Raw genomic sequence first — 23220 nt, forward strand, 5'->3', positions numbered from 1 at the left:
GGAGGCAAAAAAAAACCTAAATCGCACCGCGCTCGAAAACTGAATGCGGTGCGATTTAGGTTTTGCCTGATGTGCAGTAACAATCCTGAATCGCGGACATCTTCAGCAATCAACGGCAAACTGGCAAGAGGGGGGATGATGGAAGTGTGAGCAGGGTCAAAAAATCCCCCCGCTACGGGCCGTTTTGCCCCGCCAGCGCCTCTTCGTTTTGCATCAGGGCGAAAAACGATTCCAGTTCACGCAACATCATTGAAGCGGCAATCGACAGCTGGCGCTGCGGCGCAACGCACAGCGACAGGGTAAACGGCTTCAACATGCCATCAATCAGCGGGATAAATTTCAATTCGCCCCGGCGGTATTCATCCACAATATCCAGCCAACACATCAGGCTGATGCCGACGTCATCGCGTACCAGCGAACGCAACATATGGATATTGTTGGTGCGGCCGACCTCATTCAGCGTAATGCCAGAACTGTTGATCAACGCTTCGAGCGGTTCAGCCAGCATCAGCGGTGCGGCAGGGACGATAAACGGCCAGGACTCACAATGGCTAAAGCGGATGGTTTCCCGTTTTGCCAACGGGTGTTGGCTGCTGACCACAATGCCCAGCCGCAAATCAGCAAACGACTTTACCAGCAGTTCGCGTGAGCTTTGCGGATTCAGCATGATGCCAAAATCGGCATCGCCATTGGTCAGCGCATTGGCGATATGGATGTTGCTCATGGTGGTGAGCGTAAAGGAGATGCCGGGATATTCGGTGCGAATGCGTTGCAAAATGGCGGAGAAAAAGCCGCGGTTGATGGCATCGATGGTGGCGATATGCACGTGGCCGTGACGCAGGCCACGCAGGTCATCGAGCTGGGTACAGACGCGACCAAATTCACGCTGCCAATTCTTTGCCGCATTCAGCAGGATTTCCCCGGCCGCCGTCATACGTAATCCTGATGGATGACGTTCAAACAGCGGCATATCCAGCTGCTGTTCCACCCGCAAAATCTGTCGATCGATGGAAGATGCGGACACGTGAAGTGTCTCGGAAGCCTTGCGCAGTGACCCCTGGCGGGCCACCTCGGTGAAATAGATCAGAAACCGGGAGAAGGCGAACATAACGGGTGCTCTCTTTTTTGCAACGCTTCGTGCGAATTAAACAGATGGACGCTTACACACAGGCAAAATAATAATCGCAATCACGATAAAAACAAGACTACGCGCGGCCTCCCGGCTGATGACGTGTCCGTCGTATGCAGGATTATTATGAAGCAGGCAGAGAATCTGGCTGTCACCGTCATCGCAAAGCAGTTCAACGGTGCTGGCAATGTATTACTGACCCTGGCGTCTGCCAGTGGCCACCCGCTACCGGCGTTCACGCCCGGTGCCCATATTGATGTGACCATTCCCGACTGCGGTAAGCGGCAATATTCGCTGTGCTCCGCCGCCGGAGAGGCACACTACCAAATTTGTGTCCGTCTCGATCAGGCATCGGGCGGCGGCTCTCGCTGGCTGCACCACCAGGTGCAGACAGGGGCGAGCTTATCTGTCTCCGCACCACGCAACCATTTTCCGTTACCTGATGCACCGCGCACGTTGTTGTTTGCTGCCGGTATCGGTCTGACACCGTTGTTGGTGATGGCCGAGCAGCTGGCGACCCAGGGTGCGGATTTCATGCTGCATCTGTTTCTGAAACGCCACGATGAACTGCCGTTCAGCACCCGTCTGGAGCAACTTGGTGCGCGCGTGGTCGTGCATTACAGCAGCGAAGGTGACAGCCTGCGCCAGTGTCTACCTGACGATCTCAAACAGCCACATAACAGCGTGTTAGTGAGCTGTGGACCGGCGGGTTTTATGGATCACCTACAGCGACAGGCGCTGCAACATGGCTGGCAGGCCGATCAACTGCATAGTGAAAAATTCAAACCTGGCGTGGCGACGCAATCGGTTGCTGGCGACAGGTTCGCGGTAGAAATTGCTTCCAGCGGGGCGCGTTACACCATCAATGCCGAGGAAACCATTGCCGAGGTGCTGGAGCGCGCAGGGATCGACATCGAACTCTCCTGCGAGCAGGGCATGTGCGGTGCCTGTATTACCGGCGTGCTGAGCGGCGAGCCGGATCATCGCGATGAAGTGTTGAGCCAGAAAGAGCGCGCCGCCAATGACTGCATTGTGCTGTGCTGCTCCCGTTCTCGTTCCCCGCTGCTGGTCCTTGACCTGTGAACGCGTATCCAGGCGCGACAGGCGCGCGTTTACCTCGCTGGCTGCTGCCGCAGGACTGGCCGATGCACGGTGATCAACCCGCGCTGGCAACCTTACATTTCCGCGAAGATGGCACCTATATCGCGCCAGATCGTGACGTCAGCGGCTATCTGGCACTGAAGGGGGCGCTGGTGCTGCCGCCCTTGCTGGAACCCCATGCCCATCTGGATAAAACCTTCACCGTGCAGCGCAGCCCGGCGTTGCAACCGGGTCTGTTGGCGGCGATTACCGCCATGCATCAGGACCGGGCGCACTGGAGCGCGGACGATTTGCGTCAACGCGCCCGTCAGGCGCTGAACTGGGCGGTGGAAGCCGGGGTAGGTCTGTTACGTACCCATATCGACTGGTTTTCGGCTGAAGCGCCGCTGGCGTGGCAGATCGTCGGCGAGTTGCAGCATCCGCTGTGCACCATCGAACGGGTGGCGTTGGCCCCGGTGACCTTTTTTGCCGATGCCGGGCAGGCAGAACATATCGCTGCCCAGGTGGCGGCCAGCGGTGCGTTGCTGGGCGGTTTTATTCACAGCAGCAATTGGGATGCCCAGGCGTTTACTCATCTGTTGCAGGCGGCGGAACGCTGGCAGCTGGATATCGATCTGCACATCGACGAAGAACTGAGCCACGAAGCGCAGGGGCTGCGCTGGCTGGCGCGTTATTTGCAGCAACATCCGTTTAGCGGACGCATTACCTGTAGCCATGGCTGTGCATTGGTGCAGCAGGAGGACGCTGAAGCCATTCTGGATGTGCTGGCGCAACAGCGCGTCACCCTGATTGCGCTGCCGCTGACCAACCTGTTGTTGCAGGACGCCGTACCGGGGCGCACACCACGCCAGCGGGGCTTAACCCTGATTAAAGAGGCGCAGGCACGTGGGATATCGGTGTTGCTGGGGGCGGATAACGTGCAGGACGCGTTTTGCCCGTTCGGCAGTTACGACCCGCTCGATACGCTGTTCAGCGGCCTGCTGAGTGCGCAACTGGGCGCGGCTTTTGATGAAGCATCTGAGCTGATTTGCCAGCGTGCGGCGTTGCATGACAGTGCAACGTTGCTGGCAAACGATTTTGTCATTTTCCCTGCGGCTGAGGCGGCGAGCTGGCCACTGCGTAGTCGCCGCCGCTTTCGGCTGAAACAGGGGATCTGTTATGGGGACGACACCAATGACGCTTGAAGCAGGGGCGGGTAAACCGCTGGCGAAGTATGCCGCGTGGCGACGCGCGGGCGATTTTATCTTTCTCTCCGGCATTATCCCGGTGAACCCACAAACCGCGCTGATTGTGCGCGGCTACGACGATATCCCCGCGGCGGCGCAGCAGCTGTTGGGGCGTACCGGCGAGTTCTCCACCGATATCAAAGAAGGGCCGATTCTGGCACAGAGCTGGTATGTGCTGGAGAGTATCCGCACCACCATCGAGAGCGCAGGCGGCCAGATGAGCGATGTGATCAAACTGGTGCAGTATTTCCGCAATCTGGACCACTTTCCGCACTACAGCCGGGTACGCAAGCTGTTTTACCCCGATACCCCCCCGGTTTCGACCGTGGTGCAGGTGAGCGAAATGCTGCCCAGCCCGGATGTCCTGATTGAAGTTGAAGCGACGGCGTGGTTGCCGCAATAACACGAGGAAGCGAGATGTTACATGGTTATATTCCGGCAAACCGCTTTTTGCCGTACCTGAGCTGGACCGATATCGCCACGCTGGACGACAAAGCCAACACGGTGATTGTGCTGCCAACCGGCGCAATTGAGCAGCATGGGCCGCATCTGCCCTGTGCGGTGGACAGCGTGATCTCCTCCGGGGTAGTCGGCCATGCGCTGGCACGCTTACCGGCTGCGATCCCGGCCTACGCTATTCCGCCGATCACCTATGGCAAATCGGACGAGCATTTGCATTTCCCCGGCACCCTGACACTGACCGGTGAGACGCTGCTGCACACCATTCTGGAGATTGGCGAATCGCTGTACCGCGCCGGTTTCCGCAAGTTTCTGATGGTGAACGGCCACGGCGGTCAACCGCAGCCGTTGCAGATGGCGATGCGCGAACTGCGCCTGCGCCACGGTGACATGATCATCATCATGCAGGACACCTTCAAAGTGCCGAACTGTGCCGAAAGCTTTATGGATGAGCAAGAGCGGCAGATGGCGATGCACGCCGGACATGCCGAAACCGCGCTGATGCTGGCGCTGGCACCCGATACCGTACAGATGGACAAAGCGGTGGCTAACTATCCACCGGCGTTCCCGTGCCCGACGCTTTCCAGCACCCGCCCGATGGCGGCCTGGGCTTCGTATGATTTCGGCCCCAGTGGCGTGATTGGCGATCCGTTGCCCTCCACCAAAGCGCAGGGCGAAGCGATTCTTGAGTCGCTCGCCATTAGCTGGGCGCAGGTGATCACCGAAGTGCATCAGATGACGTGGGTCACCCGTGCCGAACCGGCGTGGGGCACAGGGCAGTGGCAGGGCAAAGTCTTAGATCAAAACGACGCAGCATCATTATTACAACCGCGCTAATTCGGGGATCGGCTATGAAAAAAACATTGAGCATTGTCGCCGCGCTTGCTGTGGCACTGTCGGCACCAGGTATGGCTGCCGAGAAATTTACCTTTATGACCAACTGGTATGCTCAGGCGGAGCATGGCGGTTTTTATCAGGCCCAGGCGCAGAATCTGTATCGCGATGCCGGGTTGGATGTCACCATTAAAATGGGTGGCCCGCAGGTGCACACCATGCAACTGATGGCCGCCGGTCAGGCTGACTGCATCATCAGCGATAATATGCAGGCGCTGGAGTCCTGGCAGCAGGGCGTGGAAGCGGTGCCGGTTGCCACCACCTTTCAGCACTCGGCGATTGTGTTTATCACCCACCCGGATGTGAAAAGCCAGGCCGATTTGCAGGGTAAAACCTTCCTGTTGGCTGCCGAAGCCTACACCTCATACTGGCCGTGGGCGCAGAGCGCGCTCAACCTGAAAAATGCCCGCGTTCGTCCTTACACCTTCAGCGTGCAGCCGTTCCTCGCTGATAAGACGCTGGTACAGCAGGGCTATGTGACCTCCGAACCGTTCGCCGTGCAGAAGGCCGGTGCGCAGGCCAATGTTTATCCGATCAGCGACTGGGGCTATCCACCTTACGGCAACAGCATCGTGTGTATGAAATCGACCATCGAAAAACGTCCGCAGGCGGTAGCGGCCTTTGTCAAAGCTTCGATGCAGGGTTGGAAAAATTATCTGGAAAATCCGGCTCCGGGCAACGTGCTGATTAAGAAAGAAAACCCGCAGATGACCGATGATCAGATCGCTTTCAGCATCGCGCAGATGAAGAAGTATCAGATGCTGACCGGCGGTGATGCGCAGACCGGTGGTATCGGCATCATGACCGTACCGCGCCTGAAGCAGACCTGGCAGCTGCTGGTGGACAACAAGCTGATCGATCCGGCGAAAGTGCCGTTTGACGGTAGCTATACCCTGAAATTCATCCAGGACGTGAAGGTCATGCCATGAATGCAGCCAGCCGACTGACTCTGATGAGCAATGATGCGCAACCGGTGCCGCTGCATGCGGCCCCCCCGGCGATTGAAGTGCTCTCCGCCGAGAAAATTTACCCGAACGGCACGCGTGCCTTGCTGCCGGTGGACCTGACGATTCGCCAGGGCGAGTTTGTCTCGCTGCTCGGTCCGTCCGGCTGTGGCAAAAGTACCTTGTTGAAAATGATCGCCGGGCTGATTGAGCCGAGTGATGGCAAGTTGATGCTGTTCCGTCGCGATCGGCGGGAAAAACAACGCGATTTGCCGTTATCGTTCGTGTTTCAGGAAGCGACATTGATGCCGTGGAGCAGCGTGCACAAAAACGTGCGCCTGCCGCTCGACCTGGCTGGCGTGCCGCGTGCCGAAGCGGACACCCGCGTGCGTGAGATCCTTGAACTGGTCGGCCTGGGGCAGTTTGGGCATGTGTTGCCGCGCGAGCTGTCCGGCGGGATGCAGATGCGTGTGTCGATTGCCCGTGGTCTGGTGACACGACCGAAAGTGTTGCTGATGGATGAACCCTTCGGCGCACTGGATGAGATCACCCGTAACAAGCTGGATAGCGATCTGCTGCAACTGTGGCAGGAGCAGAAGCTGACGGTGGTGTTTGTTACGCACTCGATTCAGGAAGCGGTGTTCCTGTCGCAGCGCGTGATCATGATGGCGGCGCGACCGGGGCGCGTGGTGGATGACATCAGCATTGATGCGCCGTTCCCGCGTGATGATGAGTTCCGCGTGAGTCAGCAGTTTACCCAGTATGCACAGCAGTTGCAGCGCGGTCTGTTTGCCGCCAGTCAGGAGAGCAAATGATGAAAAAGCCCTTAGCCGCGCAGCGTAAATTTCAGCAGTGGCTGTTCCCGGCGCTGTTTGCCATCGTGCTGTTGTTGCTGTGGCAGTTCCTGGTCACGACGCTGAAGGTGCCCGCCTTTCTGGTGCCTTCGCCGCTGGTGGTGGCACAAAGCCTGGTACAAAACTTCCCGACGCTGTTTATGTCTTTGCTCTACACCCTGAAGATTACCGTTATCTCTTTTGTGGTGGCGATTGTGATTGGCTCCATCGTGGCGTTTTTGCTGGTGCAGAACCGCTTTATCGAAAGCGCGCTGTTTCCTTACATCGTGTTTTTGCAGGTGACACCGATTGTGGCGATTGCGCCGCTGATCATCATTTGGGTGAAAGACACCACCATGTCGCTGGTGGTGTGTGCCACGCTGATGGCGGTGTTTCCGATCATCTCCAACACCACCCAGGGGCTGCGTAGCGTCTCGCCGGGCTTGCTGAGTTATTTCAAACTGAACCATGCGTCGCGGTTGCAGATTTTACTGCGCCTGCGCATTCCTTCGGCGTTGCCGTACTTTTTCGGCGCGTTGCGCATCTCCAGCGGCTTATCACTGATTGGTGCGGTGGTGGCGGAATTTGTTGCTGGCACCGGCGGCACCGATACCGGACTGGCGTACCAGATTTTACAGGCCGGTTATCAGCTCAATATCCCGCTGATGTTTGCCGCGCTGCTGCTGATTTCTCTGGCGGGTTTCCTGCTGTTTGCCCTGATGTCGTGGCTGACGCGCCGCGTATTGGCGGCCTGGCATGAAAGCGAACTTAGCCCGACCTGATACCTCAACTACAGGAAAGAAAGATGTCTGATTCCGATCGTCAGTCTGCACTGGCGGCGCTGGTTGCGGCGTTGCCTGAACTTGACTGGATTAAAGAAGCGCCCAAGGTCAAACGCCTGTCGCGCGATTTTCACTGGTTCAGCCCGGTGTTGAAACCGCAGCTGGAAGAGAAGTTTGCTGAACTGGCGGTGCGCCCGCGTGATGAGCAGGAGCTGACGGCGGTGGTGGCGGCCTGTGCTGACCGGCGCATCCCCCTCAACCTGCGGGGTGGTGGCACCGGCAACTACGGTCAGTTGATTCCACTGGAAGGCGGGGTGATGGTCGATATGACCAAACTCAACGCGGTGGTGAGTATGGGGCAGGGCACGGTGTGTGCTCAGGCCGGGATTCGTCTCGGTGAACTGGAAGCCTATACCCGGCCACTTGGCTGGGAACTGCGTTGTATGCCCTCCACCTGGAAGCTGGCGACACTCGGCGGCCTGTTTGGTGGTGGTTTCGGTGGCGTGGGTTCCATCAACTATGGCCCGCTGGCGGCTCCCGGCAACGTATTGTCGGTGAAGTTGATGACGATGGAAGAGACGCCGCGCATCCTGACGCTACAGGCACCTGATGCCTTACTGCTGCACCACGCTTACGGCAGCAACGGTATTGTGCTGGAGATCGAGTTAGCGCTGGCTCCACGTCACGACTGGATCGAACGTCTCGACACCTTTGCCAGTTTCCCGGCAGCGATGGTTTTTGCGGATGCGTTAGCAAAATCGCCGGGGTTGGTGAAGCGCCAGGTCGCGGTGATGGCTGCACCGGTACTGGATTACTTCACCGATCTCGCGGAGGCTGATGTGGCGGGGCAGCATGGTGTGATTTCGGTGGTTGGGGTGGAGAGCGATCGCCTGCTGCCATCGCTGCTGGCGCAGCAGGGGGGCCGCAATGCGCTGCATTTTGCGGAGGGAGAGAACCACGGCCATTCACTGATTGAATACTGCTGGAACCACACTACCTTGCAGGCGTTGAAGGTAGATAAAACCCTGACCTATCTGCAAACCGCCTATGCGCCAGAAAATTATCATCAGCAGGCGCTGGCGATGGAAGCTCAGCTATCAGATGAAGTGATGTCGCATATTGAATTTCTGCGTGATATGAACGGCACGTTAACCTGTAGCGGTCTGCCGCTGGTGCGTTACAGCAATGAAGATCGCCTGAATGCCATCATGCAAATTTATCGTGATAACGGCGTGAAAATAAATAACCCCCACGTTATTCATATTGAAGATGGTAAACAGGGCATGGTGCGTGCCGACGTTGTGGCTATGAAACGCGCCTGCGATCCGTATAATTTACTTAATCCCGGCAAATTACGTGGCTGGGAAGTACGCGATACATTGCCGGATGTGAAAATAACCGGTGTAAATAATTAATCAATAATAAAACTTTTTACCGCAAAGCAAGCCACCCTCCGTCTATTTATTGTGCGGTGGCCATGCTTTGCTCTTTTTAAAAAGTGACGAGGCTTGGGATTATGCAATTAAAAACACTGAGTGGTGCGTGTCTTGCTGCGCTGTTTTTCCCGCTTGCTCCGGCTGCACTGGCGGCAACACAGAGCAATATCAGCGATTGTCAGTATGGTGCGAGTGGCGTAAATAGTTTCACCGATATCTTCACCTGCGGTACGGTGAGCGGTAGTTTACGGACGCTTTATTATTCGACACACAACGCCTATTTTTCCAAAGGTTTTAATCAGGACACCGTGAGCTACGGTGGCAGCATTAAATATGAAACCGCCCCGTTTTATGGTTTCCGTGCTGGCGTGAGCGGTATTTTCCTGCGTGGTATTGATCATCCGGATGAAGCCCATACCATCAGCGATATTGGTGATAATCAAACCAATGTCGGTGAAGCCTATTTAAGCTGGCAGCAGGATGATTTTAAAATAACGGCCGGTGATCAACGAATCAATATTCCTTTTGTCGGTGATTACGACTGGCGTATTACGCCAATTCTGTTCCGTGGCGTGGATGCGAATTATGGCGACAGCACCAATTATCTGCATGCCACAAAAGTCTGGCGTTATAAACCCTGGGGTGATGATCAGTTCCTCAATACCACGGCCTATACCGATGTTGATGAGCGCACCAACGGCATGTGGGCGCTGGGCGGTGGTCGTGGCACGCAGTGGGACGGTAAAAAACTTACCGGGCAGTTGTGGTATCAGGAGTACGCCGATTATACGCGCCTGGTGTATGGCGAGAGCCATCTGCAATGGCAGGACACGCTGTTCCAGCCGGATTTAGGTGTGCAGTTTATTCGTGGCACCAGCCTCGGCAAAGCGCTTGCCGGTGAGGTGAACAGCACCTCTTATGGTGCACAACTGGCGCTGACCTTTACCCCAGCCCTGAGCTGGAAACTGGGCTATGACCATATCGCCGCCAGCGGTAATAGCTGGAACAACGGTTCACTGGTGACGCCTTATGCGCACAACACGTCGTCTGGCCCTTACTTTGCGCAGCCGTTCTTTACCAGTACCCAGGATCTCGGTAGCGGCAACGCGTATATGACCAACCTGAACTACGTGATGAACGAGAACCTGTCGCTCGGGACGCAGTATTCGTTTATGGATCTGAAACCGTCACCGGCGTCGGCCAGCATTAATCAGTCGGAATATCTGGTGTACTTTACCTGGAGTTTCAGCGGCGTGCTGAAGGGTCTGAGCCTGACCGATTTCGCCGGGGTGCAGACATCACCGCTGTATGATTCACACTTCTGGCAGAACCGTTTAAGCCTGCAATACGATTTTTAACGCTTCGGGGAGGCCGCTCGGCCTCCCGTTGTCGGTTTAATATCTCACCCGTCTCCCCATCCCGGCGGTCACCAGCAAGCTGCCTGCCATCACCACCGCTTCTTCCGTTTCCGGTGCACGCAGATCCGTCAGAAAACGATCTGCCCACCAGTGGCAATCCTGGCGGTGGATACCTTTCATCAAGCGTGCATGACGATTCTGACGTTCGCTGAGCGGGATGCGTAGCGCGGTATGGATGGCGTCAGCAATGGCGTCCGGGTCGTAAGGATTGATGATCAACGCGCCATCCATATGTTCCGCTGCCCCGGCAAACTGTGACAGGATCAGCACGCCAGGGTTGGCCGGGTCCTGCACTGCAACATACATCTTTGCCATCAGGCTCATGCCCGCCATCAGTGGCGTAACCAGCGCGACGCGGGACGCACGATAAATCCCCGCCTGCTCCTCACGGCTGTAAGCGTTTGTCAGATAACTGACCGGGCACCACGCCAGCGTGCCATGCATACCGTTCATTTCACCGCAGATATTCTCCAGATCATGGCTTAGTCCGGCAGTCCGTGGCGCGTAACCGGCTGACGGCGCAGCCAGTTGGAGCAGCATCATGTTACCGGCGTAATCCGGATGGTTGCGCAGCAACACCTCAACCGCGCTGATGCGGTAAGGCAGCCCGGCGCTGTCGTCGAGATGGCCGCCGCTAAGGACCGTGTTTTGCGGCAGCGTGGCACGACATTGTTCCTCCATATAACTGCAACTGTTGCTGGCCAGCAGGCAATGCGCGTCTTCCAGGTCAATCCCAACCGGGTAGACGCCGGTTTTGAGCAGATGGCCGTGAATGCGAAACAGCGCGGCACCGAGGCGCTCACAACGATAGGTACTCTCCACCCAGAGCAGAAAGTTGTTCATGTCCTGGGTGGTTTGAAAGCCGATCAGGTCGCAACCCAACAATGACTCAGCCAGCCATTGCCAGTCCGGGATGGCGGAAAATCCCTGGCCAGCCGGAAACGGCTGATGGAAGAATAAACCGATGCGGTTGGTCAGCCCGGCGTCGCGCAACAGTTTGATGCAGGGTATCAGGTGATAGTCCTGGAGCCAGATAATGTCGTCGGGCATCGCGTATTCAGCAATTGCGGTGGCGTAGGCCTGATTGAATTGCCGATATTGACTCAGATCTTCATGGTTAAAACGCGCCAAGTCCGGGCGTTGGTGAAATATCGGCCACAGGCCCTGATGGACATAGTGCTGATAACCTTGTTCTTTTTCGCCCTGGGTCAGCGGGAAGCTGAGGGTGTCAAATTTATGACCATGGCGGAAGGTCAGGGGACGTGGCGTATCCGCTGCGATGGCCTGAGTTTTGCCATCCCAGCTCACCCACAACCCGCCGCAGCGCGACAGGATGCTTTCATACAGGGCGGATAACGTCGAAGCACGGGACAGATTGTGCGAAACCAGAATTAAGCCTGACATAGCATTTTCCCTTTGATCACGATGGCAATCGTTCCCTGTGATTTAAGCCGTCGGCATATAAAAAAGGCGTAAAAAAACGCCGGGCAGATATAAAAATCAGGCAAAAACGGGCGGTTGTCGGCGTTACCCGGCGCAACGACGCCAGGGGCAGCAGCTATAATATTCTCAGTCCGTACTCCCCTCTGAAAGGATGCGTCTCTTATGGCTTCAACTAAGCAGTCTCTTCCGGCAGGCATGCTGGCAGCGGCAGGCATTGTGTTTGGTGATATCGGCACCAGCCCGCTGTATACCCTGCGGGAATGCCTTTCCATATTGCCCGACGGTGGTACCACGCCTGCGGCGGTGATGGGGTTTCTCTCGCTGATTTTTTGGGCGTTGACGCTGATTGTTACCGTGAAATACGTCTGTTTTGTGATGCGCGCCGATCATGATGGAGAGGGCGGGATTCTGACGCTGATGTCGCTGGCTCGCCAGCATGTCACAGGCCGGGCCGGACATTTGATTGTGCTGGCCGGGTTGATTGGTGGTGCATTCTTTTATGGTGATGGCGTGATCACTCCCGCCATTTCGGTGCTGTCGGCGATTGAAGGGATCGAAGTGGTGGCTCCGGCGCTCGATCATGTGATCGTGCCGTTGTCGGTGATCATCCTGACCTTACTGTTTATTATCCAAAAACACGGCACCGAGCGGGTCAGTCTGGTGTTTGGTCCGGTGATGCTGGTGTGGTTTCTTACCCTTGCTGCGTTGGGTGTGCGGGGGATTTTGATGCACCCTGGCGTGCTGCAAGCCTTGAATCCGTTGTATGCGCTGGAATTTCTTAACCAACACAAGGCGCTGTCGTTCGCAGCGTTAGGCATGGTAGTGCTGGCGGTCACCGGCGCGGAAGCGCTGTATGCGGACATGGGGCATCTGGGCAAAGCGCCGATTCGGCTCGCCTGGTTGATCATTGCGATGCCAGCGCTGGTGCTGAACTACTTTGGTCAGGGGGCGTTGGTGCTGGGGGATGCGGATGCCGTGCGTAATCCCTTTTATTTGCTGGCTCCAGGTTGGGCGCAGATCCCACTGATCGTCCTCGCCACCTTATCAACCGTGATTGCGGCGCAGTCGGTGATTTCCGGCGTCTATACCCTGACACATCAGGCGATACGCCAGGGGTTTCTGCCGCCGGTGCGGATTATTTACACCTCATCGACCGAGTCCGGGCAGATCTATATTCCGGTGGTTAACTGGCTGCTGTTTGCCGCTGTGACGGTGATTATCGTTGCTTTCCGACAATCCTCCGCGCTGTCGGCTGCATATGGCATCGTGGTGACTGGCACCATGGTGCTGACGGCCTGTCTGGCGAGTGTGGTGGCGTTCAAAAACTGGCGCTGGCCGTTGCCGCTGGCGGTGGTTTTTCTCCTCTGTATGCTGACCATTGATGTACCCCTGTTTAGCGCCAATCTGATGAAATTACTCTCCGGCGGTTGGGTGCCGGTATTGCTGGCGATGACGATGCTGATGTTGATGCTGATCTGGAGTAGTGAGCGCTCACTGTTGATTCGACGCCTGGCGGATGACCCGGTGGGGCTAAAGGCGATGATCAGTTCGCTGGAAGCTGCGCCGCCGATGAGAGTCGGTGGCACGGCTATTTTTCTCTCGCGCAAAGAGTATGAAATTCCTCAAGCGCTGTTGCATAACCTCAAACATAACCGGGTGTTGCATGAGCGCACCGTACTGCTGCATATCCGTACCATCGACACGCCAAGGGTGCATAACCAGAAGCGTATTCGCATGCAGCAACTCTCTCCTTCATTCTGGCAGGTGACGGCGTCCTATGGCTGGCATGAGGTGCCCTCAATGCAGGAAATTTTGCATTTATGCGGGCTGGAAGGTTTTGGCTGTTCGTTGCAGGAAGCCTCGTTCTTTACGTCTCACGACACCCTGGTGATGAAAAAACGCCGCGGGTTGGCCCGGGTCAAAGGCGCAATTTTCCATTTCTTCCAGCGTAATGCGTTGCGTGCGCATGAGCAGTTTATGATTCCGCCAAATAGAGTAATTGAGTTAGGTGGGCAGAGAGAATTTTAATATGAATCAGGAAAGAGGTTCAGCCAGAAAGATTTTTTATATGGAATCTCAGAATATTCTTTAGTGATGTTTTTAATAATGGCGCGACACGGCAGAAAGGGAAATAGGCAAGGTTTACATTCGGCCTAAATTGTATTTCACTTAAATCTGCGGGGATGACAGTCAATTACATGGAGTGTCGCTGTGAAAATTGAATCGCTGACCGAAAAAACCGGACATCTGGCATGGTGTGCCCTGATTGCTCTGCATATGGCAAGGCTGGATGGCGCGGTACGATCGGTGTCGCAGGAAAATATTTTCCTGATCCGCTGGCTCTCCACTGCATTGAAACAACATCGTTTTCCTCGCGAGGTCGCTCCCGATATTCACTGGTTACTGAAACAGGGACGCAGGCTTGGCGCAAGGTCGGAACTGCACGATAAGCTGGATTATCTGTGGCGTACCTGTAATGGCATATTATTGGAGCAAAACGATCTGTTCAGACTGACTTATGCCATAGAAACCGCGAAGCAAATGGATTTTTCCTTTCATCATCTCAACGATCGGGAATGGTCTGGCTGTCGTGTGTTGGCCGGCAATACCACGGCGGACGCGATTTATTTATCGCGCACTTCTCTGGATGTTTCCTTTAATGACGATGGTCAACAAATTGCCCCTTTATTCGTTCGTCTGACCGGGAATACCGCACGGCTGGAACAAATATTAAATCGCTACGGATGGTGCACGGAAAACTGTCTTGATAACCCGATACCTTTTCTTTATCGCTTAGTCGTACCTGCGCCGTTGAGCCAATAGTTTGCTGATTATCTTTGCCCGATAGAAAGTCAACCTAGACGGTCCATCAACTCCCGCCAGATAGTGATTTTCCGCAAACTAAACCAAGGTATAGTGGTGACTACTTTGGTCATTCGTGGAAATGTTATGGTCATCACTCACCTGTTACATCTGCGCGAAATGCTGCAAATGCTGTTCGTTATCTTTTGCGTGATCCTGAAGCATTTTTCTCATCGCGGTTTGTGCTCAAAAATCGTGCTGGCGTGTCTTATCTATGTAGCCCAGGCGCTGCTGTGGTGGTTCTACCCCTCAGGTTGACCTGTTAGCCGCAACCGATTGAACGATTGTCTGGGTACGGGAAGGGTGCATGTCCAGCATGGGCCCTTTTTCAGCGTCATTTTACCGGCAATCCTGTCTGTAAACTTTTGTCAGGCAATAAACGATCTGCGATAACTTTATCTATGTTACTTATTGGTTATATTTGTTGTAAATAATCGAATGAAAGGTTATTGATATAGCCATTGTGATAATAAGGATATCGGTTTTTTTGTGAATTTTATGTACCTTTATATTGAATAAAGGTTATCGTAAACTTGGGAAATTATTATTTTCTCAGATCGGAAAGATTCTTTATTTAGACATTAAACGCGATTTATCAGATTAATCATTAAAATCATTCAAGTGCATATGTTTTTGATTTATAAGTATAATTTTACTTATGTTGGGTGTTTTATTATTGCCAATGGTGCCACGATCTAACGTAGAAACGCCGACGCCATTAATGATTGATTTTCTTTTGGTTACAGTTGGTTGATTGATTGATTCATTTTTCTTTTCTTGTGAATGAATATAAGATGTCGTGCAACAAAAAAACGATTTACCCACATTTTTCTTGACAATATGCGGGTGGGGGGGAATATACTGAGCCTCATTCGGACTACACAGCTCCTATATTGTTCTTTATCGACAATATAAGCGTCTCGAAACCTGGATCATCTCAAATAAGCAAATTTCAGCGTTTAGGGTCTTTTGCTTATCGTCGAGTACTGTTAGCGCTTATTTTATAAGCTTCGTCGGCAATCAACCGGGTGTCAGCATGACCAAATGGTCAGGCTCAACCTCTCTTGTTCATGCCTTCGGATATTATCCTGTTTCTTGTGTGTTTAGCAGGGATAAATGCTAACTATGATGCATCGGCGTGTAGATTAATCCGATGGTGCGACACCTGTTTCTACACTCCCCGTTCTGACTCTTACCACTTCACCTGCCATGTAAGGGGAAGAGCGTTCGGTTGTCGCTGGCTAATCTGGTCACTTAATAGAAAAGAAGATAGTCATGTTAAGTAACGATCTCACATCGCTGATTACGCGAATCGACTTCGCGCTAATCTCATCAGTACATATCATTTATCCACCACTGACCATCGGTCTGGCCGCGCTGTTGTTCATTTCTGAACTGATGTGGGTTAGAAAAAACGATGAGAAGTGGTACCGCTTGTGTCGCTTTTTCGAAAAGCTGTTCATCGTTAACTTCGGGGCCGGTGTGGCTACCGGTGTCACGATGGAAATGGCTTTTGGTATCCTGTATGGCCGCTTTTCTCAAGCCGCCGGGCCATTCTTCGGCCAGGTGTTGGGATATGAGACCATCACCGCCTTTATGTACGAAGCCGGTTTTATCGGACTGATGATTTTTGGCTGGGGCAAGATCAGCCGTGGCATGCATCTTTTCGCCACCTTCAACGTTGCCCTCTCCTCAACGCTTTCAGCGATGTGGATTCTGGTCGCCAACTCGTGGATGCAGACGCCAACCGGGGTTGAGTACAAGAACGGCATTTTCCATGTGACGGATTGGGTCGCTGCACTTCTCAATCCCAATGTCAAAACCGCCTTTCCTCATATGTTACTCGCCAGCTTTGAGCTGTCGCTCTGCTTCGTGGTTGCGACGTGTGCCTGGTTCGTGCTGAAACGCCGCAATGTCGAGCTTTTCCTGCAACCGCTGAAATATGCCCTGGTTTTGCTGGCCTTCGTTGCCGCTGCACAGGTCTATATGGGTGATGTGCTGGGCGAGAATACTCTCGAAAACAAACCTGCGGCACTGGCAGCGATGGAAGGGCACTACGACACCTATGATGCAGCCGGTAACGTCAACAGTGCCTGGCATATCCTTGGTTGGCCGAATGCGGAAGGAAATGGGCTGGCCTGGTCGATTTCTATCCCGCATGCATTGAGCCTGATCGAAACCAAAACCTGGAACGGCCCGGTGAGAGGCCTGAACAGCTTCCCGAAAGATGAACAGCCGCCTGTGGTACTGCCTTTCTATGCGTTCCGCGCCATGGCGGGAGCGGGTGGGGCGATCCTGCTGGTCAGCCTGTGGGGCATTTGGTTGATGTGCCGCCGCCGTATGACGGTGGAACTGGCACCACGTAATACGTTGTTCCTGTTTATCGCCGTCGCGATGGTGGTGCTGCCTTATATTGCAGTGATCGCCGGTTGGTGGACACGTGAAATCGGTCGTCAGCCGTGGATTGTTAACGGGTTGATGCGTACTGAAGACGGTATGAGCGCGATGACGCTTGGGCTGGCTATCTTCTGGCTGGTCGGTTTTGCCATCTTCGAGTCAGCGGTCGTTGCCGGTACCATCTGGTTCCTCGCCAAAGTCGTGCGTCAGGGACCGGATTTAACCAGCAAGTTGCCGGGTGAAGGTCATGAACACCTCGGCCATCTCGACCTGCCGCCGGGCGGTCATGCTGATCATCCTGAATACGTAAGACCGGTCTGACGCGGAGAAGACACCCATGGATATGCTTACTCATACCCAGCAATTTCTGACAATTGCCTGGTGGCTGGCGTTTGGCGTCAGCGTGCTGTTGTACATTGCGCTGGATGGCGCAGACCTGGGAGCGGGGATCTTCTCGCTCTTCGTGAGAGATCATGACGAACGCGGCGCGATTATGGCGGCGATGGCGGGCACCTGGGATGCCAATGAAACCTGGTTGATTGTCGCCGGTGGTATCATGTTTGGTACTTTCCCGTTTGTTTACGGTTCCGCGTTCAGCTACCTGATGATACCGATGGCGCTGGTGTTATGGGGCATTATGTCCCGTGCGGTGGCACTGGAGTTCCGCCATCTGGCGTCGCCGTTCTGGCAGCGTTTCTCGGACGGGGTATTTGGTGTTGCCAGCCTGACCGTGACCTTCTTTGGTGGCATGTGTGTCGGTGCCGTGTTGCAGGGCTTTGCACTGGATACTCCGGCGCAGGGCGTGCCGCATTATGCGGGCGGGGCGTTTAACTTTATTTCGCCTTTCTCCATCTGGACCGGTATTTCATCCTGCGTCGCCATGACGTTCTCCGGCGTGCTGTTTGTGCGTGCCCGTTTTGAAAAGTCAGAGCCTATCCGTCAGGATGCCGCCCGCTGGACCGCGACCATCTTCTGGTTAGCGATTGCCGCCGTGGTGATCACCTGGGTATGGAGTGCTGCGATTTTTGACTGGGCGCGTGCGAAGTGGTTCGGCCCGCACTTCTGGATTTGGGGGCTGTTTGGTCTTATCGCCCTGTTCTGCATTGAGCAGGTACGTCGTGACACCCTGAAAGACAAAGATTTTGCGGCAATTATGTGGTTCAACGGTGCAGCACTGATTCTGGGCTTTGGTATGTTGATTACCATGTTCCCATGGATCGTGCCGAATACCTGGACCATTTGGGCCGGTGCCAGCCCGCAGGTTTCCCTGATCACCTTCACCCTGACGATGGGTGGGTTTGTGCCAGTGATGATTATGTATAACTGGTATCAGATTTGGGTCTTCCGGGGACGCATCTCCAAACTGGTTGGTTACGGACACTAAACGCATCATGTCGGCTCGTCCTCCCCTTAGTGGCGCGGCCGCTCGCCTGGCAGAACGTTGGCTCTCCAGCCAGCGTCGCCAGGCTGGCGCCTTCTTCTCCCTGTCTGTCACCATGGCAACGCTGAATGCCATCATGATGATTGTCCAGTGCTGGCTGCTGGCATGGTTGATTGACCGGGTTGTCATCGGCGGCAAAGGATTGACCGAACTGTTCCCCGCGCTTTGGCTGTTGCCTGTCGTGATGATCCTGCGTGCAGGTTTGGACATGCTGCGCCAGGGCTTCGCGTTCGAGAGTGCCGCGCGCATTCGACAGACGTTGCGCGGAACCTTACTGGAACGTATCGCCGCACTTGGCCCGACATGGAGCCAGCAACAGCGCACCGGCAGCATCGCCAGTTCGCTGGGTGAAGGTGTTGAAGCGATCGAAACCTATTTCTCCGCCTTTCTTCCGCAAAAAATCATCATCGGTATTGTGCCACTGGCGATTCTGGTGGCGTTGTTCCCCACCGACTGGGTGTCAGGGCTGATTATGTTGATCACGGCTCCGCTGGTGCCGTTATTTATGATCCTGGTCGGCAAGGGTGCCGAGAAAATGAATCTCAGGCAGTGGCATAAACTCAGCCTGATGAGCGCGCATTTCTTCGATGTGATTTCCGGTCTGACCACACTGCGCCAGTCCAATGCGGCCCGCAGGCAGGCGCAGATCATTGCGGTGATTTCTGAAAACTACCGTCAGACAACGATGAAGGTGCTGCGTGTGGCGTTTCTGTCCTCGCTGGTGCTGGAATTTTTCGCCACTATCAGTACCGCCATGGTGGCGGTCTATGTCGGCTTCCGTCTGTACTACGGCGAACTGGCGTTTCTGCCGGGGTTGTTTGCGCTGTTGCTCGCACCTGAATTCTTCCGCCCTTTGCGTGACCTCGGGGCGCATTATCACGCCCGCATGGATGCCCTTGGTGCCACCGAAGGATTGTTAGCCATCCTGAATACCGAACCGCCAGCGCCCGGACCTCACCCGGTGGTGCCGGTGGGTGCTGCGCAGGAGATTCGCGTTGAAGGTGTTGGCTATCAACATCAGGAAGGCGGTGGTGTGGCGGACATCTCCTTTACACTGCGCCGGGGAGAAACGCTGGCTATCGTGGGATCGAGTGGGGCAGGCAAAACCACCCTTGCCAGGCTGCTGTTGCGCTTTATCACGCCTGCCAGCGGGCGCATTTTGATTGATGGACGCGATCTTTCCGAGCTGGATTTGCCCACGTGGCAAAAACAAATCGGCTGGTTGCCGCAGCGACCGACCCTGTTTGCGGGATCGATAGCGGACAACATCTGCCTGGCCCATCCTGAAGCCGGGAACAGCGAGCTGTACGCGGCTGCACAACTGGCTCAGGCCGCGACTTTTATTGAGTCGTTGCCGACCAGCTACGCCACCCAGGTTGGCGATGGCGGTCAGGGGCTTTCTGGCGGCCAAATCCAGCGCGTGGCGATGGCGCGTGCGGTGCTGACTGCACCACCAGTGCTGATCCTTGATGAGCCAACAGCGGCACTGGACAGCCACACGGCGCGGCAGATGATGACCGCGTTGGCCGAGGCGTTGCCGAATTCGGCACGGTTAGTGATCACTCACGATACCGAGGTGGCGGCGATGGCCGACCACGTATTGGTACTGGCGCAGGGCAGGGTGATCGAATCCGGTAAGCCACAAGATCTGTTGCTGAACGGCGGGGTGTTTGCTGAGCTTGAACGGTTACAGAAGGGAGCAACAGCATGAACGACTTACGTCATCTCTTAGCGCTGGCGCGTCCCTGGCGGTTACGCATGGCGCTTGGCATCGCGCTGTCAGTGGTGGTTATCCTGTCAAATGTGACGCTGCTGGCACTGTCAGGCTGGTTCATCGCGTCGATGGCGCTGGCCGGTGTCGGGGCGCTGACGCTGGAGTTCTTTACCCCTGCCGCAGCCATTCGTGGTCTGGCGGTGTTGCGCACCTTTGCGCGCTACCTTGAGCGTCTGGTGACCCACGATGCAACCTTACGGTTGTTGTCCGTGCTGCGGGTCTGGTTTTACCAGCGTCTTGAACCGCTGGCTCCTGCGCGTTTACAGGGGTTTCGCGACGGCGATGTGCTGGCGCGCCTGAGAACGGATATCGATAGCCTCGACAATTTTTACCTGAGAATTCTGGCACCCGCGATTGCCGGGATGATTTCATCGATCGCGATTCTGTGTGTGTTGTTCTGGTTCTCTCCAGGCGTTGCCGTCATTGATGGTGTGATGTTGTTGCTGGCGGGGGTGATTGTGCCGCTGGTGGTGGCGTCGCGCACCCGGGCCAGTGGTCATGCGGTGACGGGATTGCGCGCATCCATTCAGGCGGCATCGACTGACCTGATTCGTGGTCTTGGCGAGTTACAGGTAGCGGGAGCCGTTGCCCGGCAGTCCCGACATCTGTCGCTGCTTTCGCAAAAGCTGATTGCCGCGCAGCGCCAGCAGGCGTGGATCGGGGCATCAGGCAGCGCATTGTCAGCGCTGGCTGGCCAGCTGGGGATGTTTTGTGCCTTTATTCTGTTGGTCAGTGCGGGCCATGCGGGCGCTATTGCCGGCAATGACATCGTCATGTTGTTATTCGCGGTACTCGCCAGCACTGAAGCGGTGGCCGCATTACCAACGGCATTTGCCGCGTTGGGCGTGACACGCGAAGCGGCGCGCCGGATTTTCTCCATGGCAGAGCTGACCCCGGCCGTGGTGTTGCCCAGTCGCAGTGCAACGCCTGCCAGCTTCGATCTGACCTTTGCCGCGGTAACCATGCGCTATGCGCCTGAGCAGCCGGTTGTGCTGGACTCGCTTAGCTTCCGGGTCGCGCAGGGGCAGTGCCTCGCGCTGCTTGGGCCCAGCGGGGCAGGCAAGACCACGATTTTGAACCTGATACAGGGTTTTTGGGATTGTGATCAAGGCGATGTGTTGATCGGTGACACCCCGGTAAGGGCGTTATCGGACGAGGTGTTACGCCAGAGCATCTCGGTAGTCGGACAAAAAACCTATCTGTTTAATGCCTCGATCAGGGACAACCTGCGGTTGGTGGCACCGGATGCGGATGATGGCACTTTATGGCAGGCACTTTCTCAGGCTGCGCTGGCAGAAGAAGTTCGTGCTTTCCCTCAAGGGCTGGATACGCTGGTCGGTGAGCTGGGTGCCCGTCTTTCCGGCGGTCAGGCGCGCAGAATCTCCATCGCGAGAGCATTTCTGTCGCATGCGCCCATCGTCTTATTAGATGAACCGACCGAGGGATTGGATGCCGCAAATACGGAAATGGTGCTGAAGGCGCTAAAAGAATTGGTGAAAGGAAAAACGACGTTGCTGGTGACACACCAGATTCAGCCGTTAATCCTCGCAGACAGTCGCCTGGTGCTGGAAGGTTAATAAAATAGCAGGCCTGTTATGGAAACGTTATTATCCGTAACAGGCCTTTTATTTATCAGTGCGAATACCGCAAAGGAAATGCTTTATCTCTTACCAACCATTATGTCTTATTGTTTCTTTTGTCAGTTGTATGGCGGATTAAATACCAGAGACATTTAAATAATAATTTATCTTTTAAAATTCTTTTGAATTTCCCGCACTTTAAGACGGCAGGCATCGACGACCCAGGCCGAGAAGTTCTGACTGTTTTCACTATTCATGCTTTCTTCAATCTGGTCGAGCAGCGCATGAGAGAATCGGATGTGTTTGCGACGGGTTTTGGAATTTGTCATTTTGTCCATATTTGTCCCCTGTAAAATTATCAAAATCTATAAAGGTGGATGAAAGGTAGAATAATATTTCTCTCAGGCGGTTTCTGTAGAAAAGTGATCAGCAGGTGAATTTTGATACTTTTCCGAACCGTATAATTTTCCTGAGGTGAAATACCAGATTACCAGAAAATGGGTGACTCCGTAGTTATTTCAATGCGCGGATATTGGGATTATTCCCAGCGGGATGTTGAGTTGCGAATATTACGGAAGCGATAATAATGCTATAAAATTTTTCAGGATATGGGTACTAAAAGGAAGGGCATTTCATTTACAAAGCGTTAGTTAATGTAAAACCTGTGAGAAGCTAAAAAGCAAAAACCCAGCCATTGGCTGGGTTTTCTGAATTTTGGTGCCCGAACCCGGAATCGAACCAGGGACACGGGGATTTTCAATCCCCTGCTCTACCGACTGAGCTATTCGGGCAACGGGGCGCATTAAACCCTAATGGCTTACAGCCGTCAACGGCTTTTGCGAAAAAACCGCAGGAAACGTGATTGATTGCCTGCTTTTCAGGCAAAGCGGTCAAAATCCTCAGGATAGCGCCCCGTTTTTACGGCACAGCGCGATGCTCAGCACGTCTTCGGCCAGACGGCGCGCCATGGCGACATCCTGCACATTGCGTTTCACCAGCAGCTTGCTCAGACAACCTTCCAGAATCAACTCCATCTGATCCGCCACCATTGGCGGGTTATCCAGTTCAAGATTGACCAGAATATCGTGGGTAAATTGCCAGGAGGCGCGTTTTTGCTGTTCAGCCAGTTGATGGACCGGTTGATCGGGCTGCGGGTAGAAGCTACAGGCGGCGATAAACAGGCAGCCAGGGAAGCGGCCTTTATTGACGTGCTCCGCCAGCACCTCATAGCGTGCCAGCAGTTTGTCTGCGCCACTGAGATGTTCGTTGAGTTGAATCTGGCGTCGCCAACTATCAATCTGCTGGCCGTGATAGCGCAGGGCGTCATACAGCAGCGCATCGCGATCAGGCCAGAAGCGTTCCAGCTGTTGTGGGGCCAGCTCGGTTTCACCGGCCAGTTGTTGCAAAGACGTGGTGGCGGCCAGGCCGCGCTGTTCAAGCACATTCAACGCATGCTCGAGTATCTGTTCACGTTGCAAGTGACTCTCCTCTGGTATGCGGC

The 23220-nt window shown here is 54.9% G+C and carries 20 protein-coding genes and 1 tRNA gene; 16 read left to right on the forward strand and 5 right to left on the reverse strand.

Going from position 1 to position 23220, the window contains the following annotated elements:
• Window positions 1-172: 172 nt before the first annotated feature.
• Window positions 173-1108 (reverse strand): LysR family transcriptional regulator, encoded by a 936-nt coding sequence (locus PAT9B_RS02130; RefSeq protein WP_013507606.1) that lies wholly within the window; start codon window positions 1106-1108, stop codon window positions 173-175.
• Between the two features lie 147 nt (window positions 1109-1255).
• On the opposite strand from PAT9B_RS02130, the gene PAT9B_RS02135 reads away from it, so the two are divergent.
• From PAT9B_RS02135 to PAT9B_RS02175, 9 genes are all read left to right on the forward strand, one after another.
• Window positions 1256-2212, forward strand: a complete 957-nt coding sequence (locus PAT9B_RS02135; RefSeq protein WP_013507607.1) for a PDR/VanB family oxidoreductase — start codon at window positions 1256-1258, stop codon at window positions 2210-2212.
• The gene (locus PAT9B_RS02140) at window positions 2209-3414 is read left to right on the forward strand and encodes an amidohydrolase family protein (protein ID WP_041525724.1); all 1206 of its coding nucleotides are present in this window, start codon (window positions 2209-2211) and stop codon (window positions 3412-3414) included. The genes PAT9B_RS02135 and PAT9B_RS02140 overlap by 4 nt, the downstream gene beginning before the upstream one ends.
• A complete protein-coding gene (locus tag PAT9B_RS02145) occupies window positions 3404-3859 on the forward strand; it encodes a RidA family protein (RefSeq protein WP_013507609.1) in 456 nt (151 codons plus the stop codon). The genes PAT9B_RS02140 and PAT9B_RS02145 overlap by 11 nt, the downstream gene beginning before the upstream one ends.
• 14 nt (window positions 3860-3873) lie before the next feature.
• On the forward strand, window positions 3874-4752 hold the full coding sequence (locus tag PAT9B_RS02150; RefSeq protein ID WP_013507610.1) for a creatininase family protein: 879 nt from the start codon (window positions 3874-3876) through the stop codon (window positions 4750-4752).
• Between the two features lie 14 nt (window positions 4753-4766).
• The gene (locus tag PAT9B_RS02155) at window positions 4767-5738 is read left to right on the forward strand and encodes an ABC transporter substrate-binding protein (protein WP_013507611.1); all 972 of its coding nucleotides are present in this window, start codon (window positions 4767-4769) and stop codon (window positions 5736-5738) included.
• Window positions 5735-6568, forward strand: coding sequence for an ABC transporter ATP-binding protein (locus PAT9B_RS02160; protein ID WP_013507612.1), 834 nt, complete (start codon window positions 5735-5737; stop codon window positions 6566-6568). Before PAT9B_RS02155 ends, PAT9B_RS02160 begins: the two co-directional genes overlap by 4 nt.
• Window positions 6565-7368 carry an ABC transporter permease gene (locus PAT9B_RS02165; RefSeq protein ID WP_013507613.1) on the forward strand — a complete coding sequence of 268 codons (804 nt, stop codon included), beginning with the start codon at window positions 6565-6567 and terminating at the stop codon, window positions 7366-7368. Before PAT9B_RS02160 ends, PAT9B_RS02165 begins: the two co-directional genes overlap by 4 nt.
• 23 nt (window positions 7369-7391) lie before the next feature.
• Window positions 7392-8783, forward strand: coding sequence for an FAD-binding oxidoreductase (locus PAT9B_RS02170; RefSeq protein ID WP_013507614.1), 1392 nt, complete (start codon window positions 7392-7394; stop codon window positions 8781-8783).
• A gap of 101 nt (window positions 8784-8884) precedes the next feature.
• On the forward strand, window positions 8885-10162 hold the full coding sequence (locus tag PAT9B_RS02175) for a TonB-dependent receptor (protein WP_013507615.1): 1278 nt from the start codon (window positions 8885-8887) through the stop codon (window positions 10160-10162).
• 36 nt (window positions 10163-10198) lie between these two features.
• Here PAT9B_RS02175 and PAT9B_RS02180 read toward each other — a convergent pair whose 3' ends face one another.
• The gene (locus PAT9B_RS02180) at window positions 10199-11626 is read right to left on the reverse strand and encodes a trehalose-6-phosphate synthase (RefSeq protein ID WP_013507616.1); all 1428 of its coding nucleotides are present in this window, start codon (window positions 11624-11626) and stop codon (window positions 10199-10201) included.
• 201 nt (window positions 11627-11827) lie between these two features.
• On the opposite strand from PAT9B_RS02180, the gene kup reads away from it, so the two are divergent.
• The 7 genes from kup (at window position 11828) to cydC (ending at window position 21716) form a co-directional block, all read left to right on the forward strand.
• Window positions 11828-13693 (forward strand): low affinity potassium transporter Kup, encoded by a 1866-nt coding sequence (kup, locus tag PAT9B_RS02185; RefSeq protein ID WP_013507617.1) that lies wholly within the window; start codon window positions 11828-11830, stop codon window positions 13691-13693.
• 183 nt (window positions 13694-13876) lie between these two features.
• Window positions 13877-14488, forward strand: coding sequence for a DUF2913 family protein (locus tag PAT9B_RS02190; protein ID WP_013507618.1), 612 nt, complete (start codon window positions 13877-13879; stop codon window positions 14486-14488).
• A gap of 126 nt (window positions 14489-14614) precedes the next feature.
• Window positions 14615-14785: a hypothetical protein gene (locus PAT9B_RS30865; RefSeq protein WP_013507619.1), complete on the forward strand. Its 171-nt coding sequence runs from the start codon at window positions 14615-14617 to the stop codon at window positions 14783-14785.
• A gap of 1017 nt (window positions 14786-15802) precedes the next feature.
• Window positions 15803-17245: a cytochrome ubiquinol oxidase subunit I gene (locus tag PAT9B_RS02195; protein WP_013507620.1), complete on the forward strand. Its 1443-nt coding sequence runs from the start codon at window positions 15803-15805 to the stop codon at window positions 17243-17245.
• A 16-nt stretch (window positions 17246-17261) separates the two neighbouring features.
• Entirely contained in the window at window positions 17262-18308 is a 1047-nt protein-coding gene (locus tag PAT9B_RS02200) for a cytochrome d ubiquinol oxidase subunit II (RefSeq protein ID WP_013507621.1), read from the forward strand.
• Between the two features lie 7 nt (window positions 18309-18315).
• The gene (gene cydD, locus PAT9B_RS02205; protein WP_013507622.1) at window positions 18316-20076 is read left to right on the forward strand and encodes a thiol reductant ABC exporter subunit CydD; all 1761 of its coding nucleotides are present in this window, start codon (window positions 18316-18318) and stop codon (window positions 20074-20076) included.
• On the forward strand, window positions 20073-21716 hold the full coding sequence (cydC, locus tag PAT9B_RS02210) for a thiol reductant ABC exporter subunit CydC (RefSeq protein ID WP_013507623.1): 1644 nt from the start codon (window positions 20073-20075) through the stop codon (window positions 21714-21716). The genes cydD and cydC overlap by 4 nt, the downstream gene beginning before the upstream one ends.
• Before the next feature lie 167 nt (window positions 21717-21883).
• Here the strand turns inward: cydC and PAT9B_RS29565 are convergent, their stop codons facing one another.
• The 3 genes from PAT9B_RS29565 to PAT9B_RS02220 form a co-directional block, all read right to left on the reverse strand.
• Window positions 21884-22057 (reverse strand): YlcI/YnfO family protein, encoded by a 174-nt coding sequence (locus PAT9B_RS29565; RefSeq protein ID WP_013507625.1) that lies wholly within the window; start codon window positions 22055-22057, stop codon window positions 21884-21886.
• A gap of 377 nt (window positions 22058-22434) precedes the next feature.
• A tRNA-Phe gene (locus PAT9B_RS02215) sits at window positions 22435-22510 on the reverse strand.
• 108 nt (window positions 22511-22618) lie between these two features.
• Window positions 22619-23197: a transcriptional regulator gene (locus PAT9B_RS02220; RefSeq protein WP_013507626.1), complete on the reverse strand. Its 579-nt coding sequence runs from the start codon at window positions 23195-23197 to the stop codon at window positions 22619-22621.
• Window positions 23198-23220 lie beyond the last annotated feature (23 nt).

The organism is Pantoea sp. At-9b (assembly GCF_000175935.2).
In the GTDB taxonomy this organism is placed as follows: domain Bacteria; phylum Pseudomonadota; class Gammaproteobacteria; order Enterobacterales; family Enterobacteriaceae; genus Pantoea.

Coding starts and splice junctions, on each gene's coding strand:
- PAT9B_RS02130 (WP_013507606.1), bottom strand. CDS start 1,108: ATGTTCGCCTTCTCCCGGTTTCTGATCTATTTCACCGAGGTGGCCCGC.
- PAT9B_RS02135 (WP_013507607.1), top strand. CDS start 1,256: ATGAAGCAGGCAGAGAATCTGGCTGTCACCGTCATCGCAAAGCAGTTC.
- PAT9B_RS02145 (WP_013507609.1), top strand. CDS start 3,404: ATGACGCTTGAAGCAGGGGCGGGTAAACCGCTGGCGAAGTATGCCGCG.
- PAT9B_RS02150 (WP_013507610.1), top strand. CDS start 3,874: ATGTTACATGGTTATATTCCGGCAAACCGCTTTTTGCCGTACCTGAGC.
- PAT9B_RS02155 (WP_013507611.1), top strand. CDS start 4,767: ATGAAAAAAACATTGAGCATTGTCGCCGCGCTTGCTGTGGCACTGTCG.
- PAT9B_RS02160 (WP_013507612.1), top strand. CDS start 5,735: ATGAATGCAGCCAGCCGACTGACTCTGATGAGCAATGATGCGCAACCG.
- PAT9B_RS02165 (WP_013507613.1), top strand. CDS start 6,565: ATGATGAAAAAGCCCTTAGCCGCGCAGCGTAAATTTCAGCAGTGGCTG.
- PAT9B_RS02170 (WP_013507614.1), top strand. CDS start 7,392: ATGTCTGATTCCGATCGTCAGTCTGCACTGGCGGCGCTGGTTGCGGCG.
- PAT9B_RS02175 (WP_013507615.1), top strand. CDS start 8,885: ATGCAATTAAAAACACTGAGTGGTGCGTGTCTTGCTGCGCTGTTTTTC.
- PAT9B_RS02180 (WP_013507616.1), bottom strand. CDS start 11,626: ATGTCAGGCTTAATTCTGGTTTCGCACAATCTGTCCCGTGCTTCGACG.
- kup (WP_013507617.1), top strand. CDS start 11,828: ATGGCTTCAACTAAGCAGTCTCTTCCGGCAGGCATGCTGGCAGCGGCA.
- PAT9B_RS30865 (WP_013507619.1), top strand. CDS start 14,615: ATGGTCATCACTCACCTGTTACATCTGCGCGAAATGCTGCAAATGCTG.
- PAT9B_RS02195 (WP_013507620.1), top strand. CDS start 15,803: ATGTTAAGTAACGATCTCACATCGCTGATTACGCGAATCGACTTCGCG.
- PAT9B_RS02200 (WP_013507621.1), top strand. CDS start 17,262: ATGGATATGCTTACTCATACCCAGCAATTTCTGACAATTGCCTGGTGG.
- cydD (WP_013507622.1), top strand. CDS start 18,316: ATGTCGGCTCGTCCTCCCCTTAGTGGCGCGGCCGCTCGCCTGGCAGAA.
- cydC (WP_013507623.1), top strand. CDS start 20,073: ATGAACGACTTACGTCATCTCTTAGCGCTGGCGCGTCCCTGGCGGTTA.
- PAT9B_RS29565 (WP_013507625.1), bottom strand. CDS start 22,057: ATGGACAAAATGACAAATTCCAAAACCCGTCGCAAACACATCCGATTC.